18 protein-coding genes are annotated in these 20,041 nt (G+C 36.7%); 17 read left to right on the forward strand and 1 reads right to left on the reverse strand.

Annotated features, from left to right (window positions below; genetic code table 11):
• Positions 1–279: 279 nt before the first annotated feature.
• From V7127_RS03095 to V7127_RS03175, 17 genes are all read left to right on the forward strand, one after another.
• A complete protein-coding gene (locus V7127_RS03095; protein WP_335483488.1) occupies positions 280–1,365 on the forward strand; it encodes a CotH kinase family protein in 1,086 nt (361 codons plus the stop codon).
• 11 nt (positions 1,366–1,376) lie between these two features.
• Positions 1,377–1,745 carry an SET domain-containing protein gene (locus tag V7127_RS03100; RefSeq protein ID WP_335347159.1) on the forward strand — a complete coding sequence of 123 codons (369 nt, stop codon included), beginning with the start codon at positions 1,377–1,379 and terminating at the stop codon, positions 1,743–1,745.
• Positions 1,746–2,042: 297 nt separating this feature from the next.
• Positions 2,043–3,488, forward strand: coding sequence for an HD-GYP domain-containing protein (locus V7127_RS03105; protein WP_335483490.1), 1,446 nt, complete (start codon positions 2,043–2,045; stop codon positions 3,486–3,488).
• 145 nt (positions 3,489–3,633) lie between these two features.
• The gene (locus tag V7127_RS03110) at positions 3,634–3,846 is read left to right on the forward strand and encodes a hypothetical protein (RefSeq protein WP_335483492.1); all 213 of its coding nucleotides are present in this window, start codon (positions 3,634–3,636) and stop codon (positions 3,844–3,846) included.
• Positions 3,847–3,913: 67 nt separating this feature from the next.
• Positions 3,914–4,051, forward strand: a complete 138-nt coding sequence (locus V7127_RS03115) for a hypothetical protein (protein ID WP_335483494.1) — start codon at positions 3,914–3,916, stop codon at positions 4,049–4,051.
• Between the two features lie 83 nt (positions 4,052–4,134).
• Entirely contained in the window at positions 4,135–4,950 is an 816-nt protein-coding gene (locus tag V7127_RS03120; RefSeq protein WP_335483496.1) for an alpha/beta fold hydrolase, read from the forward strand.
• Positions 4,951–5,064: 114 nt separating this feature from the next.
• Complete coding sequence (locus tag V7127_RS03125; RefSeq protein ID WP_335483498.1) at positions 5,065–6,201, forward strand: MGDG synthase family glycosyltransferase; 1,137 nt, start codon at positions 5,065–5,067, stop codon at positions 6,199–6,201.
• A gap of 244 nt (positions 6,202–6,445) precedes the next feature.
• On the forward strand, positions 6,446–6,973 hold the full coding sequence (locus V7127_RS03130; protein ID WP_335354109.1) for a phosphatase PAP2 family protein: 528 nt from the start codon (positions 6,446–6,448) through the stop codon (positions 6,971–6,973).
• Positions 6,973–7,095 carry a hypothetical protein gene (locus tag V7127_RS03135; protein WP_335483500.1) on the forward strand — a complete coding sequence of 41 codons (123 nt, stop codon included), beginning with the start codon at positions 6,973–6,975 and terminating at the stop codon, positions 7,093–7,095. Before V7127_RS03130 ends, V7127_RS03135 begins: the two co-directional genes overlap by 1 nt.
• A gap of 266 nt (positions 7,096–7,361) precedes the next feature.
• Complete coding sequence (locus V7127_RS03140; protein WP_335483501.1) at positions 7,362–9,506, forward strand: bifunctional metallophosphatase/5'-nucleotidase; 2,145 nt, start codon at positions 7,362–7,364, stop codon at positions 9,504–9,506.
• A gap of 378 nt (positions 9,507–9,884) precedes the next feature.
• Complete coding sequence (locus V7127_RS03145; RefSeq protein ID WP_335483503.1) at positions 9,885–11,849, forward strand: helix-turn-helix domain-containing protein; 1,965 nt, start codon at positions 9,885–9,887, stop codon at positions 11,847–11,849.
• 99 nt (positions 11,850–11,948) lie between these two features.
• Positions 11,949–13,169: an MFS transporter gene (locus V7127_RS03150; protein ID WP_335483505.1), complete on the forward strand. Its 1,221-nt coding sequence runs from the start codon at positions 11,949–11,951 to the stop codon at positions 13,167–13,169.
• A gap of 33 nt (positions 13,170–13,202) precedes the next feature.
• On the forward strand, positions 13,203–14,624 hold the full coding sequence (locus tag V7127_RS03155) for a M20 family metallopeptidase (protein ID WP_335483557.1): 1,422 nt from the start codon (positions 13,203–13,205) through the stop codon (positions 14,622–14,624).
• Positions 14,625–14,742: 118 nt separating this feature from the next.
• Positions 14,743–15,750: an asparaginase gene (locus V7127_RS03160; protein WP_335483506.1), complete on the forward strand. Its 1,008-nt coding sequence runs from the start codon at positions 14,743–14,745 to the stop codon at positions 15,748–15,750.
• Positions 15,751–16,049: 299 nt separating this feature from the next.
• Positions 16,050–16,928 carry a radical SAM/SPASM domain-containing protein gene (locus tag V7127_RS03165; protein WP_335483559.1) on the forward strand — a complete coding sequence of 293 codons (879 nt, stop codon included), beginning with the start codon at positions 16,050–16,052 and terminating at the stop codon, positions 16,926–16,928.
• A gap of 448 nt (positions 16,929–17,376) precedes the next feature.
• Entirely contained in the window at positions 17,377–17,922 is a 546-nt protein-coding gene (locus V7127_RS03170; protein ID WP_335483508.1) for a histidine phosphatase family protein, read from the forward strand.
• Positions 17,923–18,374: 452 nt separating this feature from the next.
• Positions 18,375–19,163, forward strand: a complete 789-nt coding sequence (locus tag V7127_RS03175; protein ID WP_335483510.1) for a nitroreductase family protein — start codon at positions 18,375–18,377, stop codon at positions 19,161–19,163.
• Between the two features lie 291 nt (positions 19,164–19,454).
• On the opposite strand, the gene V7127_RS03180 is transcribed toward V7127_RS03175, so the two are convergent.
• The gene (locus tag V7127_RS03180) at positions 19,455–19,919 is read right to left on the reverse strand and encodes a hypothetical protein (RefSeq protein WP_335345813.1); all 465 of its coding nucleotides are present in this window, start codon (positions 19,917–19,919) and stop codon (positions 19,455–19,457) included.
• Positions 19,920–20,041 lie beyond the last annotated feature (122 nt).

Consider the following 20,041-nt stretch of genomic DNA (forward strand, 5'->3'; position numbering starts at 1 on the left):
CCTTTCTTGCCAGTTCCTTCACCAGTTCCTGCAGCAAAAGGGTTTTGCATTAAAAAATCCTCAAGTCCATTAGATTCCGCTTGGTTAATTAAATCTAAAACATCGATTCTCTCCAATTAGAGAACCTCCTTTCTAATAAAGTTCCTTTAATGTAAGGTACTGTATTGTATGAAACTTTATTGAAGTTGTCCTAGATTCCTGTCCAATTCTAATCCCTTTATGATCAAATATTTTCTTACCCTCATAAGATGGAATATCAAATCATAGAGGAATGATTGAATGACACAAAATATACCTGTCATCGGTATTATGATTAAGCCTCGGCATTATAAAAAACTGATGAACGATGTATGGAACGAAAGGCTGTTACCTTCCAAACTGGTGATAGACGGTAATGAGTATGAAAGCGGTATTGCCTATCGGGGAGATCACGTACGGACATTTCCTAAAAAATCGTATCGAATTAACTTTGAAACATATAATCAAGAGTTTAGCGGGATTGAAATTCATCTTAATGCAGAATATCGTGATCCGTCATTGATTCGCAACAAACTATCATTTGATTTTTTCCAAACGATTGGCTGTCTTGCTCCAAATTCTAGACATGTTTTCCTTGAGCTCAATGGAAAGCCTGAAGGTATCTATTTGCAGCTTGAATCCGTAGATCAATGTTTTCTACAAAAAAGACAGCTTCCAAATGGGCCAATTTTTTATGCAACTACCTATCACGCAAATTTTTCATTATTAACGCCGGAAAATGGACCAAAATCTTCCCTTTTCTCTGGATATGATCAGAAGGATGGTAGTGAAAAGGATATTCATGACTTAGAAACATTCATAGCCAAAATAAATACGATTCCTCGGGAAAATTTCAGTGAAGAAATAACGAAGTACCTGGATGTGAAAAAGTATCTGATATGGCTTTGCGGGGCAGTTTGTACACAGAACTTTGATGGTTTCATTCATAATTATGCCTTGTATCGTAATAGCGAAACGGGATTGTTCGAAATGATTCCTTGGGATTATGATGCAACCTGGGGGAGAGACTGGGATGGAGAAATAATGGAATACGATTACGTCCCCGTCCGAGGCTATAATACGCTTACAGCACGCCTGCTTGATCATAAGGAATTCCGTGATCAATATCGCCTTATGCTTGAAGAAATTCTGAATACGTCATTTACTATCAGTGCATTGGAACTGAAAGTGACAAATATGTATAACCAATTGCGAACGTATATAACTTTAGATCGGTATAAAAGCAGAAAATCTATCAATCTATTTGAAAGTGAGCCAGAACTGATCCTTCAATTTATTTCAAATCGGAATCGTTATCTTCTAGAACAGCTTAAGAATTTGAAATAGGAGGCCATAAAGTGGGACCAATTATAGTAAAAAATGCAGGAAAGTATGGCAGGGGGATATTTGCGGATCGTTATATTAAGAAAGGGGAATTGCTGGAGAAAGCCCCGGTAATTATTATTCCTGACCAAGAATGGAAGCAAATGAGAAAAAGTGTGCTACAAAACTATGTATTTCGTTGGGGAGAAGATAAAGCCATCGCTTTAGGATATGGTTCTTTATATAATCACTCCTATACTCCTAACGCAAAGTATATTACCAATATTGAAAACCAAACTTTAGACTTTTATGCCAGGAAAGATATTCAAAGAGGAGAGCAAATTTTTGTAAATTATAATGGAGATCCAAGTGATCAGTCGCTATTATGGTTTGACGTTTTCTAGGGTGCCTTTCATCACCTTGGTCAGTCCTTGCTGTATTCACGCAGTGATGGACTGACCCTAATACTTGGCTTTTTTATTCTTTGCTTTCGGCAATTTGGGCATTTTCTGATATATCCTCGAATGGGATCGATAAAAAGGACGAGCCAGTTAAAAGTTTAATTAGTTACATATATAGAACCCTAAGGAGGTCTATCCGTTTTTAATAAAGTTGATAGAATATACGAGTTATCTAAAAATTTAGTATAATATGATAGTATAGAAGTACTACAAACTCATATAAAACTTGGAGGAAATAAATTGAAAAACTATAGTTTTATTGGACCTTTAGTAGCAGTTGCCCTACCGTTTGCCATATTTGGATTTTTAAGAGGTGGGCTTTGGGATGATCCTTTATTTATAATGCCCAGAGGACACTTTTATATTGTAAGTGCAGTTTCTATATTATCTACCATACTTGCTATAGCTGTTGGGGTTGTTGGGAAAAGACTAAGGAATATTAAGGTTAGCTTTTTAGCTTTATCCTTCATTTCTCTAGCTCTTGTGTTTGCTTTACATGGTTTATCTACACCACACTTTTTGCTCCCTGAAACACATTTACCAGGTGTTGCATCACAGTTAAGTATGTTATTAGCCACTATATGGTTATGGTTATCTTCTTTACCCTCTGATCATAAACTTGTTGAAAAACTATCACAGCGACAAAGTATGCTTGTTCCAGGTTGGATATTAGCCTTAAGTATTTTTGGCATAGTATCAATGAGTTTTCCAAACATAATGCATTTCATTCCATTAAATGTAAAGCCTCTTAATTGGTTTGTTACTGCTATCGTCTTACTGCTAAATATAATTACTATTACTCGATATTATCAAACTTATAGATTTTCACGGTTCCCCCTCCAGATATCGATTGTCTATAGTGCAGGCTGGTTTATTGTATCCCAGCTTATCATGATTTTGGGAGAGATATGGAGGCTAAGTTGGTGGATGTATCATTTTCTATTATTAGCATCAATGATTGTTATGCTTATTGGATTAATTAAGCAGTATGTAGTGAGGGGGAGTTTTGTAGGTGCTATCCGTGCATTATTTACTAACGATCCATTTGAAAGAATTACAAATAGTGCTTCGCCAAGTGTTAAAGCTCTAGTAGTTACTACAGAAAAAAAAGATACATATACAATGGGCCATACTTTTAGAGTAACCATGTATGCATTGAAACTAGGAGAAGAACTCAAGTTAAAACCAGAACAATTAAGGGCAATAGCTCAAGGAGCACTAGTTCATGATGTAGGGAAAATAAGTATCCCAGATTCGATTCTCAACAAGCCTGGTAAATTATCTAGTGAGGAAAGAGAAATTATAGAGACGCATCCAGTGAATGGTTACGAAATGTGTAGAGGCCTTGGTTTTATGAAAGAAGAGCTCAGTATCATACGTTCTCATCATGAAAAATGGGATGGCAGCGGTTATCCTGACAAGCTTCAAGGGGAAGAAATAGCGCTTTTAGCTAGGATAGTAGCTGTTGCGGATGTTTACGATGCTCTTACTTCTGAAAGATCCTATCGAAAAGCATGGACCCATAACGAAGCCGTAAAGTACTTAATTGAGCAAAAAGGCATTCACTTTGACCCTAAATGTGTAGATGCATGGGTTAACTTGTGTGAACGAAACCCGACTGTTTATCAATATCCATCTAGTACAATAAATAATGATACTACTGGTACATTGATTTCTTCATTTTAGATTTTTTGTGCTATTTGCAAAAAAAGTCTAGAATAAATTGTTCCGAAGCTAATCCGCATGTAATATTAATATAGAACATAAGCCAAATACCGATAAATGTTTTACTTTTTAACACCTTATTCTTGAAAAGACACAATTCTATGACATGGTGTTATATGTCATTAGGGCTTTCTTCACGATTACGATTTTAATTAGTATATTCGTTGTTAAACCTGATAAAGTATACTTGGAAAGTGAAGAATCAAATAGGAAAGAAGAAATGGCAGCAGGTCAATCATTTAAAAACAAAAGTAAAAAAGGATGCCTTGATATTGAAGGCATCCTTTTTTGTGCCCTAATAAATGTGATTTTTATGTAAAGCCAAATTCTTTGCTTTATTACAAAACCATTTCTCCATTTATATTTATTTAGAGGATGACACATTATTGCAAGCAGATGATATGGAGTTTTCTAACCTTCAAGATCTTTTTGGTACAACCTATATGCATACAGATTTTATTTTAATCGCAGGGAAAGAGGTTTTGGATATGAAGGAACTTTTTAAGCAAGTGAAGTATATTTAAAGGGACCAGAGTCTCATACCATTAATACATGTTGGAACAGTGATATGCACAAAATATCTCAAACAATGTTGGAGATGTGAAGGATGCAATTAAATCAAACGTATATCAAACTTTGTAATGTGAAAATCTATTGTGAATACTGGTTAGATGAAAAGCCTCCACTTCTTTTAATTCATGGATTTGCTTCTTCTATTTATACATTTAATCTTCTGATCCCTTTATTAAAAGAATATTTCTCAATCATCGCCATTGATTTACCTGGATTTGGCCGCAGTGAAAAATCGGCCTCCTTTGTGTATTCCTTTCAAAATTATGCCCAGATCGTTGCCGATTGTATCGATTACTTTAAATTAAAAGAGGTGGATATTGCAGGACACTCGATGGGTGGCCAAATTGCATTATATACAGCGAAAATCATTCCTGAAAAAATAAAGAACTTGGTGTTATTATCGAGTTCCGGCTATTTAAAAAGAGCAAACAAAGCGTTAATTTTATGTACCTATCTCCCTTTTTTTCACTACTACATAAGAAGAAAAGTCCAAAGTAAGGAAGTGCGGGAACATTTGAAAAACGTATTTTATAAGCAATCTCTCATAACGGAAGACTATATTGAGGAATATGGAAAACCGTTGCAGGAAGATGGGTTTTACATATCCCTGATGAGATTATTAAGATACCGTGAAGGTGATTTACCAAGTAAGGAATTAAAAAATATTACGATCCCAACATTATTACTTTGGGGAGAAGAGGATCAAGTCGTTCCAGTTCATATTGGTCATCAATTAGCAAATGACTTGCCTAACGCAAAGCTCATTACATATGAAAAAACGGGCCATTTAATTACGGAAGAACGTTCAAATGAAGTTTTTAAACAAATTTTAGCCCATACATCAATTTAAAAGACATTCAGTCATCTTAACTTTATCTTAACAGAAACCTAATAAACTCTTGGTAAAATGATAGTGGTATTTAATGATTTCCAGTTTCGGTGATAGAGGAGTGAGTTCCGCATAATGAAAAAGCCAAAAGTATTAATTTTGACAACAAGTTATGGCAATGGACACGTACAAGTAGCTCGAGCACTCGAAGAACAATTTACTCTTAAAAAAACCGCTGAAGTTGTTATTAGGGATATCTATCAAGATACAAATCCACGTTTACATGAGTTTACGAAAAAACTATATTTGAAAAGCTACACAAAGGGGGGCGGGCAACTATATCGCTTATTTTATTATGGCAGTCAAAAAATTTCTAAACGAAAATTATCTCCTCATTTTCCATATGGTTATTCGGAATTAAGTAAAATCATTACGGAGGAGCAACCTGATGCCATAATTAATACATTCCCTATTCAAACGGTTCCATATTTTCTATTAAAGACAAAAAAGACGATCCCCACATACAACGTTGTCACAGATTATTGTCTTCATTATTCATGGATTCATCCTAGAATTGATAAATATTATGTAGCGACTCCACAGTTAAAATTACAGCTCATAGAAAATGAAATGAACGAAGGAAAAATTGTTGTTTCAGGGATACCTGTACTGGATCAATTTCAACAAACATATTCCCTTCCTTATCTTTTTAAAAAATATCAAATCACCCCCAATTTAAAAACAATCTTATTGATTGCAGGGGCCCATGGAGTATCAAAAGAAATCAAATATATTTGTGAGAATTTAATAAGAGACAAAAAAACTCAGATCCTAATTGTTTGCGGAAAAAATAAAAAACTGTATGAACAGTTGCAAAATAATGATCAACGAGAAAAGCAAATTCACGTGTTTGGCTATGTTTCTGAAATGGCTGAATTGCTGCAGCTAGCAACATGTGTAGTAACAAAACCTGGGGGAATAACGTTAACAGAGGCGATGGTAAAAAACGTCCCAATCGTTTTATTACCAGCAACACCAGGTCAAGAAAACGAAAATGCTATGTTTTTTCAAAAAAACAGTGCAGCGGTCTCATTTGACAAGTTGGAACATTTGGTTAAAGGAATTCACAAGCTAACTTTAGACAAAGTGAAATTACAACAAATGAAATCATCATTAGGAAAGATTCATATGCCTCATGCAGCCGAAACGATTGTCAACGATGTTCTGCAAGAGTATTGGCAGCAAGCAAAAAGCATCAAAAGTGCGAACTGAGACAGGAATTGGCTCGGAGATGTTCGGGTTATTCGGAGTGCGTGTCACAACTGAAAGAACGGCATCTCGTCCTTTTCTCTTGGATTGAGATGCCTTTTTTTGTTTTTCATTAATTTCTTATTAAGATTTTTGTGAAAATTAAGCTATTTGTTAAAAATGATCAACACTAAATTTATACTCCGTTCATATTTCCCTTACATCCCTCGGGTACAATCAAAGTAATTCATAGGAGGGGGGATAACAAATGATAACGAAATGGGTTCATCATTTACATCAATTTGAATGTAATGTCTTTTCACTTATTAACAATCGTTTCGACCAAAAAGGCCTAAATTTATTCTTCCGTCAAATCACTCATTTCGGTGGAGCAACGGCAACCATTAGTCTTACCATCTTCCTCATTTTATACCTTGATTTTCCAACTAAAAAATGGGGCTTTGAAAGTGCCATCTCTCTTCTGATAAGTCATCTCTTCGTGGTTTTCATGAAAAAAATATACCCTCGAACACGTCCATATCTATCTTTAACCAATGCTCGAGTGGGCGAAAATCCGCTGATGGACCATTCCTTCCCATCAGGCCATACGACAGCTATTTTCTCAATAATTACTCCTTTAATCTATCATTTACCAATACTTGGATTTTTTCTTTATCCACTTGCATGTTGCGTGGGAATATCGCGAGTTTTTTTAGGCTTACATTATCCCTCAGATGTACTTGCTGGTGCCATTGTAGGAACAGCTTTTGGGTTACTCGCCATTTATATCATTTAATGGAAGAGGGGGGAATCAAGTTTGCATTAGGTCGATCATGGGATGCGATCTTCTCTGATTTATTGTTTCAATATGATGAGGTGATTGCACGAAATAGGCACAGGAAGGTAGCTAATCTATAAAACTACTGTAAAGGGTATGATAGATGAGGAAGTTAACGTCATTGGAATAGGATATGTTTGGTTAGTTACTGGTGTATGTCTTGCTGAGGCATGGAACTGTGTCATCTCTTTTGATTGAATCTGAAATGGGACTATGAGACTAATCGTAAATCATGGCACTAGGAAAAAATGATTATTTTCCGTGGATTTACATGAAATTAACATGGAATTAACCTTCTATATAAATAACCAGATTATTATGGGGTCATATTAGGAGGAGTAAAATTATGAGAAAACTATTTTGTAAAAGATTTATTAATTTACTAGTTATTGCTCTACTAGTTCTACCAATCTTCTCAAGTCTCGCCATTCGTGCGCATGCAGAAGATACAATGTCGGTTAAATTACTTTCTGTGAACGATTTACATGGCAAGATTGATGTTACAGGAACTATAAATAATGTAAATTATGGACGAGCTGATTATTTGGCCACTTATTTAAAAGCCTATAAAGCTACCAATCCAAATAACACACTAATTATCCATTCTGGAGATATGATTGGCGGCAGTTCTCCGGTTTCAGCCTTACTTCGAGATGAGCCTACAGTTGAAATCATGGAAGCTATCGGATTTGATGTAGGAACTGTAGGTAACCACGAATTCGATAAAGGTACACAAGAATTCCTTCGGATGGTATATGGCGGTGACCATCCAAACGGCACAAAAGGATATACAGGGATGAACTTTCCGGTTGTTGCCGCTAATGTGGAATACAAAGATACTGGAAAGCTCATATTAGATCCTTACGCCATTAAAGAAGTAGATGGTGTAAAAATTGGATTTATTGGTGTAGCTACGGTTGAAACACCTAATATGGTGATGGCCTCTGGTATTAAGGATATTCGTTTCACGGACGAAGCAGCAGCTGTTAATAAATATACGGAGGAGCTAAAAGCACAAGGAATTAAGGCAATTGTCGTTTTAGCTCACGTTCCTGGAAATCAAAGCGATGAAACGGCCACTGGTCAAATTGCAAATTTAGCGAAGAACGTAGATGACGAGGTAGATGTCATTATTGCTGCTCATAACCATGTGAAACTTAATGCGATTGTAGACAACAAACTTATTGTCCAAGCTTGGGAATATGGAAAGTCCTTTGCGGATATTGATTTGAAAATTGATCGTGTTACAGGTGACATTGTTGAAAAACATGCGGAAATCGTTGATGTTATTCAAGAAGGTGTAACTCCTGATCCAGAGGTTAGTGCAATTTTAGCCAAATATAAAGAAATGGTTGGACCAAAATTGAATGAAGTAGTGGGTTTTGCTGCTACTCCAATGAATGGCGGATACCCTATCAAAGGCATCATTGGTGACAATGCTCTTGGAAACTTGATTGCAGACGGAATGAATTATGAAATGAAGTCTGATTTTGCCTTAATGAACGGCGGGGGAATCCGTGACGTTTTGGCCCAAGGCGAAATGACTTGGGAGAATCTTTTCAATATCCAGCCATTTAATAACACACTGGTTACGGTCACCATTCCAGGATCAGCATTGGAACCTATATTGAATGCTCAGTTTTCATCCTATGGACCGGATGTCTCTATTGGTGGATTCTCATATACGTGGGATAGTGCGACAAGGAAAGTAGTAAATATCTATCTTCCTGATGGATCACCAATTGATAATAATGGGACCTATACGCTTACTGTCAACAATTATATGTATGAACATGGGACTGATAAATATAAAATTCGCCAATATGGCAATGACCCAGTTCAAGGACCTGAAGATTTACAAGCCACTGTAAATTTCGTGAAAAGCTTTAATAGACCAGTCCATTATGTAGCGGAAGGAAGAATCTCGGAAGACTTCAAGGCACCCGAACTGGCGGATGCAGTATTACATGGGGCTGACTTTAGAGATGGATCGTATCTTCATGAAGTCAAAGTATCCTTGGCAGCAACAGATGCAGGTATCGGGGTTTCGCATATTGAGTATAGCTTAGATAACGGTGTCACTTGGCAACGTTATGATGAGGGGTTAACGATCAATAAAGAAGGTAAAAACTCTATTCAATACCGTGCGATCGATAAAGTGCATAATGTTTCAGAGACGAAAACTCTTGAGGTATTCATTACATCTGCATCAATCGAAAATACGATTTCTTTAGTGAAACAAGCAGATGGGAATAATGGAATTAAAACATCGCTTATTGCTCAGTTGGAAAATGCAATCAAAACTTTTGAAAAAGATAAAGAAGATGAAGCTTATCAATCTTTAGAAAAAATTTACTTGCATATTAGCAAGCTTCCAAATAAGCATTTAGGGGAAATGGATAAAAGCGAAATCATGTTTATGCTTCAATACATCATTGAACATCGAACAGAAATTAGCTGGAGTGAGTTACCAACCTTGTTAGCGAGTTAATTTTTGATTCGAGCCTTTTAAAATAAACAAAGTGGTGCGATACCAGAATATAGGGATTGAAAAAAACAGATAGAGGGCTAAACTGCACCCCAATTGTTAGACACACACATCTAACAGTTGGAGGTGCAGTTTTTTGTTTCGGTGAACCGTATCATAAGTAAATGAGGTTTTTTAATTCAAAATGACTTTAATTATAAAAATCATCCATTATATAATAAAAGGGATAGACTAAATAATAGATCCTGTTCTCTGACATTGTGCAAGATCCTTATGGGATCTTGATTTTTTTCGTACAAGTTAAGAGATATTCTACAATTTGATGAGATTCTACTTGAATATATTAGAAAACTTACACTTTAAAAATGGGGGGTGATGATGATGGATTTACAACTATTTTTTCGTAGGACGCTAAAGAAGTTTCAGATTTCATTGTTTTCACTTGGTTTCAAGGAAGAGTGGCAGCCGTCCATTGAGTGGATTGTTCAGGAGGAAATACAAGGTAAACGCTATTCATTTTACTATGCCGATACATTGACAGTATTGTTTGAAGTGAATAGATCTCTAGCGGAAGAGGAACTTGCCTATTTTCAGGATTTATTTGAAATTATATTTATCCAAAAGAGTATTTATTATAAAGAAAATGAAATTCAAAAACTTCAAGAAGGGCTACAAGCCATTGTGACAAATGTGCAAGTGGAGTCGTTGCTTGAGAATATTCTACAAAATGCAGTTGATGCTATTCCGGCAGCTTCCACAGGCATTTTAACGCTCTATAATGAGCAAACCAAGATACTCGAAAATATCGCAACAGTCGGTTTGAATAAAGAGATTCGTCATGCTAAATTTCAAATTGGTGAAGCCATTGTGGGAAAGATCTTTGCTGAAGGAAAATCGAAGTTATTTACGAACCGTGCAGAAATCGATACATACTTCCATGATGTTTCTGAAAAAAACTTAGCATTGCTGGCACCGGAAAAAAAACTTAACCAGTCTAGTGGACTCATTGCTGTACCGATTAAGTTGTCTGAAAAAACGGTTGGTGTTATTTTACTCCACCAGCAAAAAAATCAATGGTCCTTTTCCGAGTTAGATGTGAAAACAATGGAGCACTTTGCCTCGCAAATGGCACTGGCCATTTTTAATGCACGTATATACTATCAACTCCAGGAACGCGAAAATTATTTATCCATTCGCAATCAGATTCACGATACGTTAATTTCCCTTTCTTTATCGAACAAAGGTATTCCAGCCATTGTAAAAGAAATTCAGTCCATCCTTCAAATGACTCTGATCTATTATGATTTCATATATAAGGAGGAAATTCAGACCCATCCTAATAAAAGGGCAGCTGCATTTCTCGATGGGCTGTTAAAGAAATTTCAAGTTTGTCCAGAAGGAAATTATGTTGAAATGGAAGGGGAAGCTTTTTACGCACAACCAATTATCCTTGATCATTTAATTGTAGCAGTCCTAGTTGTCGATTCAAAGCAGGAGATTTCCGAGACAGATCGTATGGTGCTTGAACAATGTGCAATGATGATTTCCAACGAGATTCTGAAGAAACAGTCGTTGATGGATCGCTATTTGGAACATAATCAAGAACTCTTTCATCGTATTTCTTCTGTTCCAAGCACGGAGGCCATCCAGCTATTAAATCAAAAAATAGACTATCATTTTAATCAATCCTTCTGTATGATCGTTGTCAGGATCATCCAGGCTAAACATTCTATTTCTTCTGAGTTGGAGCTTCATAAGCTCATTGTTGCTATCGAAAAGCAGCTAAAGGATTATGGAATATTTTTATTCGGGACAAACAATCAAATTACCATTTTTGTACCATATCATGATCAGGTGGATTATAAAACGATTAAAAAGGAAATATCCATCCTGATTAACAACTTTTCGACATTTTCCCATGTACCTCTATACGCTGGTATTAGCACTGGTCAACAGGATTTGGCGTATATAAAAAAACTAACAGATGAAGCACAAAAGGCATGTGATTATGGGGCTCGTAATCAAAATACTCGTGTGATTTCTTATGATAGTCTTGGAATCAATACATTATTTTTGACACAATCAAAGGAATATATGGAGGGCTTTGTGAATGAAATATTTGATCCTCTTCGTCAGGAAAGAAACGATTTGGCAAATACGCTAAGGGCATATGTTGCATGTAATGCCTCTCCAAAGAAAACAGCAGATCAATTATTTATTCATATTAATACGCTTTATCAGCGACTAGATAAAATGGAAAAAATTTTAAACCTTTCATTTGATAATCGCGAGCATTTATTAAGAATACAACTAGCATGCTATTTATATGATAATTATCTTAATTGATATAGAAGAAGCTCCATAGTTTTTTTATAAACTATGGAGCTTCTTCTACATTTATATCTTTTATACTAAATTAAATATTCGAAATATTGGAGGGATTGGATGAAGAACAAGTCCGTAATCTTAGCACTTTTATTTTTTGGATGGGCCTTAGGTAATTTCGATCGTTTTGTTATTAACTATGCGATTGTTGATATTTCTAAAGATTTATCTCTTAATGCAACACATACAGGAATTGTATTGAGCACATTTTTCTTAGGGTATGCCATTATGCAAATACCAGGAGGCTTGTTGGCAGATAAATTTGGCTCACGTAAAATAGTTACCATTTCGGTTCTGTTACTTTCACTATTTACAGGGTTAACAGGGGTTGCCAATTCTTTATTTATGCTTTTAGCCATACGTTTCCTATTTGGCTTAGGTGAAGGAGGCTTTATGCCCGCTTCTACGAAAGCGATTTCAGAAGCCTTCCCACGTAAAGAACGTGGACGTGCACAGTCCATATTATTGTCAAGCGGTGGTGTTATGGCGATATTAACACCCGTTATTTCAGCCTATTTATTGACCTCTATTGGATGGCGGCCGCTATTTATAGGCGTTGCCTTTATCGGTGCCCTAATTGTAGCACTCTATCTCTTTTTCTTAAAAATACCACATGCAACAACAAGTCAAGATTCATCCAGTGTGCAAGTACAACAAGGTAAAAGTCCCTTAAAGACAGTATTAAAAATGCCATTGCTTTGGAGTATTTTTGTCTCCTTCTTTGCCATTTATACGATTCAGTGGGGGCTTACAAGCTGGATCCCTAGCTATTTGTCAAAAGTGCGCGGACTAGACTTAGTATCGATTGGCTGGGCTCAAACCATTCCAGGTGTTGCTATGCTTATAGGAATGTTACTGGGTGGCGTTATGATGGATATAATTCCAAAGGGAAAAGAAAAGATGCCTGGTATTATCGGTACAGTTCTCATCGCTGTTTTAATGTACTTTATGTTTACAGCGACATCTATTACAAGCTTTATTATTTTCCAAACAATCGTCACTTTTTTTATTGCTGTCGTCATTATTCTACTAAACGCCTTCCTTCTTAAAAATACACCAACTTCAGTGGCAGGATCTGCAATGGGATTTGTAAATGTAGGAGGACAGCTAGCTGGCTTTTTTGCACCTACAATAATCGGCTTTATTGTTGATGCATCAGGAAGCTTTGACATGGCATTTTGGATGCTGATTGGTTTTGCTATTGTCTGCTTGATTGCAATCTGCACATTCCGTACAACAGAGCAGCCTGAGCAAGAGAAACCATTATCAAGCGTATCTTAATAAGGAGGTTTTCATATGACAACTTCAACTTCAATGTCATTTTCTCAATTTGTTAAAAATGCGATTAATGATAAAAAACAACAATTTATTGAGGTCAGTGATTTTATTTGGGCACATCCTGAAATTCGCTTCGAGGAGAAGCAATCCTCTAATGCCATGAAAGATGCCTTAATGAAGGAAGGGTTCGAAGTTCAATCTCCTGTTGCCGGGCTTGATACAGGTTTTGTTGCCTCATACGGTTCAGGACACCCGATTGTTGCCATTTTAGGTGAGTTCGATGCACTAGAAGGGTTAAGCCAAAAAAAGGGGACTTTAAAGAACGCTCCGATTGTCGAAGGCGGGCATGGCCATGGATGCGGTCATAATTTATTAGGCACAGGATCACTTGCAGCTGTCGTGGCCATAAAAGAATATTTACAGCAGTACAAATTGAGTGGAACGGTTCGTTATTATGGATGTCCAGCAGAGGAAAGCGGCGGAGGCAAAGTTTTTATGGTACGAGAAGGATTATTTAACGATGTAGACTTCGCTCTTAGCTGGCATCCTGGCAATTACGCTGCCCCTTTAAATATGTCCTTTCTTGCAACTTATACAGTTAAATTCTCCTTTGAAGGTCGAAGTGCTCATGCAGCAGCTGCGCCTCATCTTGGACGAAGCGCGTTAGATGCTGTTGAATTAATGAATGTTGGTGTTAACTTTTTGCGCGAGCATATTATCCCTGAAGCACGTATCCATTACGCCATTACCAATGCAGGCGGCGATGCACCAAACGTTGTACAAGCTCATGCTGATGTTGTGTACTCCATTCGTGCACCAAAACGGGCGCAGCTTGATGAGATTTTTGAACGAGTCATTGATGTTGCAAAAGGCGCTGCGTTAATGGTTAGTGTAAGCATGAGCTATAAATTGGAAGGAGGCTATTCAGAAGTCATTCCAAACTCAACTATGGCTAATGTCATGTATGAGAAAATACAGGAAATTGGACTGCCGGCGTATACACAGGATGAAATGGATTTTGCACGGGAAATTCAGCAGACTTTAGGTGATAAGGATATTCAACAAAATGTGATGCAGTTTGATTTTGAAACAAAGGAAAAACTTCTTGCGTCACCGATTGCTACGGTTATCCCGCCTCTGTCTAAAACTGAAGAGCTTATGGCTGCTTCGACTGATGTAGGAGATGTCAGCTGGATTGTCCCAACCATGCAATGTAATACAGCGACATGGGCGATTGGAACCGCGCCGCATACTTGGCAGGTTGTATCACAAGGTTCAGTTTCCTATGCACAAAAGGCCATGCTCCAAGCCGGAGAAATTATGGCAGCAACGGCACTTGAGATCATGCAATCCCCTGATATACTTGCTGCGGCCAAGGCTGAGCATAAGAAACGGCTTGGGGGTCAAACCTATTCAGCACCAATCCCAGCAGATCTCCAACCACCAAAGCTAAAGTAATTCATTGTGCGAGCGGCTGTTACATAAGCCGTTCATATTTTTAAGTAAAAGCAATTATTTTTAGAACCATACAACGGTTCATAAATACACCTTTAAGACCACTTTGGAGATGTTGCTTATGAAGAAAATATTAATGCTTGCTACCGGTGGAACCATTGCATGTGTGGAAGGAAAAGAGGGGCTTGCTCCGGAATTATCCGTTGAAGATTTGCTGCATTTCCTTCCAGAAACATTCGATAACATAAAAATCGATGGAAAAATTTTAATGAATATAGACAGTACAAATTTGCAGCCTGAGCGTTGGGTGAAAATTGCTGAATCAGTTTATAAAAATTATGATGAATACGATGGATTTGTCATAACACACGGAACTGATACGTTAGCCTATACATCATCAGCACTATCTTATATGCTTCAGGGTCTGAACAAACCAGTTGTGCTAACCGGATCTCAAGTTCCAATTAGTTTTAAAAAAACCGATGCCAAGAAAAATATAGCAGACGCCTTACGATTCGCCTGCGAGGATGTTGGCGGCGTGTTTATCGTTTTTGATGGCAGAGTCATTATAGGAACTCGTGCGGTTAAAATGCGGACAAAAAGCTATGATGCGTTTGAAAGTATCAATCATCCATATGTTGCTTCTATAAATAAAAGTGATGTGAACTATCACTGGAAACCCGCACCCAGTGAAAATAAGGTTGTATTCAATGCGAATTTATGTACGGACGTCTTTCTAATGAAATTATATCCTGGCGCTAAGCCTGAGATTTTTGATTGCTTAAAAGACTTATATAAAGGAATTATTATTGAAAGTTTCGGAAACGGCGGGCTTCCTTTTGAAGGAAGAAACCTGCTTGCGAAAGTCGAGGAGCTAACGGATAAAGGAATTGCTGTAGTCATTACGACCCAATGCCTGGAAGAAGGGGAGGACTTGCTCTTGTATGAAGTGGGACGCAAGGTAGCACAGCATCAAGTTATTTTTTCCGGAGATATGAACACGGAAGCAATCGTTGCCAAATTAATGTGGGCGCTTGGGCAGGCTGATTCTTTAGCTAAAGTTAAGGAAATCATTGAGACGCCATTGGCAGGAGATTTAACCGTAAAATCAGAAAAAGTGGAACAATAATATGGGTTACTTTTCCATTTGTATGTTATTTACCTAATCGTTCGCTGGATGTGAAGACCATTGGAGATAATTCTCTGATGGTTTTTTATTTATATATAAAAAGTACAAGTGAAGGAGATCCTGTGCAGATAGTAGTAGGATCAATAATAGGTAAAAGACAAGTGCGTTTTTTAAAGCTAAAAATCGGTAACGGTAGTTTCCTTAAATAAGCAATTATCCAATAATGAAAAATATGCTGTAATAGTGATAGAATAATAGTCATCCTGCTCTAAGTAGTCAAAAAAAGTGAGGAATTGATGGTGAAAAAATTTAAAAAGTTTTACTTAGAGATTACAAGTGTATGTAATCTTGCATGCAGCTTTTGTCCGCCAACAGAACGACAGAAGCAATTCATTTCTGTGGACGATTTTTCTAAGAGACTAGACCAAATTAAACCACACACAGATTACATTTATTTACATGTTAAAGGTGAGCCACTGCTCCATCCTAAAATAGACGAATTGTTAGACTTAAGTCATGAAAAAGGATTTAAAGTCAATATCACAACCAATGGAACATTAATTAATAAAAAGAGGGAAAAATTATTAAATAAACCTGCGTTAAGACAAATGAATTTTTCACTCCATAGCTTTGATGGCCATATTGGTTCTAAAGATAAGGAAGGGTATGTGAGAAGTATCCTTTCTTTTATTAAAGAAGCAACAAGCCAATCAGAAATGATAGTTTCCCTGAGGTTATGGAACCTTACACAAGACAATACAACGAATATGGAAAGAAAACGAAACAGAGAGTTATTAGAGATAATTGAGAAAGAATTTGATTTAGACTACAAAATTGAAGAGAAGGTCGAACCAGGAAGCGGCGTGAAAATTGCGGAACGTATCTTCATCAATCAAGATTACGAGTTTCAGTGGCCTGCGTTACATGAAGAAGAAGATGATGGGAAGGGCTTCTGCTATGGCCTGCGAAATCAAGCAGGTATTTTAGCAAACGGAACGGTTATTCCTTGTTGTCTAGATGGTGAGGGAGTGATCAATCTTGGAAATATTAATGATCATTCATTTTCTGATATTATCGAGATGGATAGAGCAAAAAACCTTGTAGATGGTTTTTCACGAAGAGTGGCAGTGGAGGAACTATGTAGAAAATGCGGATATCGCAAAAGGTTTGGAAAATAGATTTGCAAATCGCTTGGTTAGTAAGTTAGGTAGGGTCATTTCCACTTATTATCTCATTTAGATATAACGAGGTGAACCTTATCACAAATAATGGTAAAGCAGAGAATGGAAATTCAAATAAATAAAGAAACTTTATCAAGACTGGCTTTTTAATAAAATGAATCTGGTGGAAGAGTTAGTTTTCCAACTACACTTGGCTTTGCAACAGTGTGTTTAGTATTATTTTTGGGTTTACTCATTCTTCTTCCAGACTAAGATAATTTACTTCCATTCATTTGATTGCTATGACAATCAGTTAATTATTTAAAATAATTCTATGATAAAAACAAACGGGAAAAGGTATTAATTATTCCTGTTTGTTTTTTTTAACTGATTAAATTACCCATGTTAAATAAAATACATACATTAGCAGAAAACCAGAATGTTTACATGAAAGGAGAAGATTGCTTTGAATGGATCGTTACTTAATTCCTTTAGAAAAGGTGGATATATTTTCTATGTAAGGCATGGGGAAGCGACCATTGGAAGAGATTTACCCTATTTAAACTTTCAAGACTGTTTAACCCAAAGAAATCTTTCTGAAAAGGGACGTAGGCAGGCTATTTATTATGGAGAAATTCTTCGATACTTACAAATACCAATTAAATACCCTGTTTCCGCAAGTCCTTTTTGCAGGACAATAGAAACAGCACAGTTAGCATTTGGAAGTGGCAATGTTCAAGTTAATCCTTTTTGGTTTGAGATATATAGGTTGGGTGGAAATCTACCTAGTAGTAATAGACAAAGAATTTTAAATAATTTTAAGACTGTTTTGGAAACAGTTCCGGAAGAGGGAAGAAATAAGGTTATTGTTGCTCACAGTTTCCCAGAAGGGGTAGGTTTAGGTCTAATACCTAATATGGGGACAGTTATTATAAAGCCTAAAGGGGAAGGTAATGGTTATGAAGTTGTTGGTCAATTATCTTTAGAAGATTTGAGTAAATTAGATAGTTAGAAGAAGGTTCTTTACCAGAAAAGCATAGGTGAAAGTAACTCTAGATAAGAAGTGCTAAAGAGGCTAACTTAAAATAGAGAAGACCGTCCATGTTGTTTAGACGGTCTCCTTTTGGTTTTCTTAAACTTGAACTTCACTCATTAATGCATGATTGTTAACTTCTGTATCTTTAAAAAGTGTCTGGTGTACACCAGAATTTATTCGGACTTTTCGACATTATTCGAGGTGTGGCATTTTCAAGACCACTTTATATAACACTACCAAATACAATCTGCATTTACCATTTCTCAGATAATTTCGAATATCTGTTATAATAGTAGTTAAAGTCTATTCATATCTCTATATCAAGAGTAGGAGAAAAGATGCCTATCTTACGGTATTAACCGAATGAATAGATTGAACTTTATATATGCAAATGATTCTTCAAACTCTTATATAGAGATAAATAAGGAGTGATTGCTTTGGAATTAAATGATGTTATATTCGGTCATAGATCCATACGGGAATATGAAGATAGGGAAGTAAGTCAAGAACTGTTAGAGCAAATAATAGATGCTGGCATTCGTGCTTCATCAAGTGGCAATATGCAAACTTATTCGATTATCGTCACAAAAGACAAAGAGCTTAAGCAGAAACTTTACACTGCACATATGGAACAATCAATGGTTGTTGATGCACCTATACTATTAACCTTTTGTGCTGATTTTAATAGAATGAGAAAATGGCTTTCGCTCAATGATGCACCCGTCCATTTTGATAATTTCATGAGCTTTATGATTGGGGCAATTGATGCTAGTTTAGTAGCACAAAACTGTGCTTTAGCAGCAGAGAATGCTGGGCTGGGCATTTGTTATATGGGTTCAACGCTTGCAAATTGTGATCAAATTGGTGAACTGCTAAACTTACCGCCCAATGTCGTACCAGTTGTTGGTTATTCATTAGGATATCCCGCAGAAAACCCTGCCCCGCGTGATCGATTGCCAAGGCATGGAATTGTTCACTATGACCAGTATCGTGATTATTCAGATGAGGAAATTCTAGAAATCTACAAAGAAAGAAATGAAAAGGGATGGAAACGCTACATGGACATTCCTAGGCTAAAAGAAATGACAGAACGATTGGGATTAAAGAATCTAGCTCAAGTCTATACCATTGCCAAATATACGCAAGAATCTCATATTGAGTTTTCGCAGACAGTGCTGAATTACTTGGAGAGGCAGAACTTTATGAAAAATGATTGAGTTTTTTTAAGTTGATGCTAATTCAAAGGAGGCATAGTGTGAAACCACTTTATATAAAACAAAAGGTATTCAGTCTCGGTGGCAAATTTACGGTAAAGGATCAGCAGCGACGGATTAACACAGGGACGTACAATAAAAAATGCTGACGGATTTTTTTAGAAATTCAATAAAAAAGCTAGACAAGATATTATTACATGGTGTTATTTCATGTCTAGCTTACCTTACTCAATTATCCCTAAAACCTCATCAATTGAAAAAATATCTTGGATAAGATGATCCTTTGCTTATTCTTTAATTTCTCTCGCAGCCGAAGAAGGTCAAGTCTGGTTGGAGATCTGCAGCTCCCAGAACGGGGCCGGAAGCAAAATCAGCGATACTAAGATTAAACAAAGTATCACTAGAAGAAGGTGGGCCAGTTGTAAAAGAAACCTCAAATTCTCTTGGAGTTGTTTCACCAGTTACAAGTCCCTCACCTTTTATGTCTACTATACATACATCGGCATCCAAAAAACCGCAACTAACGGATTCAGTACTTGCTGGGGTTGCAGAAAACGTAAAACTCCTATCATCGCCTCCATTGCTTTGGTCGAAAAATGTTGCGGTGAAGGTAGTTGATTCTAGTCTATCTGCACAGGCATTAACAGAAAGAGTTATTGATCCAGGCCTAGTAGAACGATCTTCAAAGAAAAACATGTCAAGATTTTCTGTTGCTGCATCAGGGTTTGTACGCACCCCACACGAACATCTTAGTCCCATGATTACACATCCTTTCTTCGTAAATTACTACCAAAATATGTCCAAATGGACAAGCCGGTCTGTATGATACACCTGTGTCTCTAAAAAAAGGTGCTTGTCCGAGTGAACGAGCCTAGGTATTA

It is taken from the genome of Bacillus sp. JJ1773, from assembly GCF_036962035.1.
In the GTDB taxonomy this organism is placed as follows: Bacteria; Bacillota; Bacilli; order Bacillales; family Cytobacillaceae; genus Cytobacillus.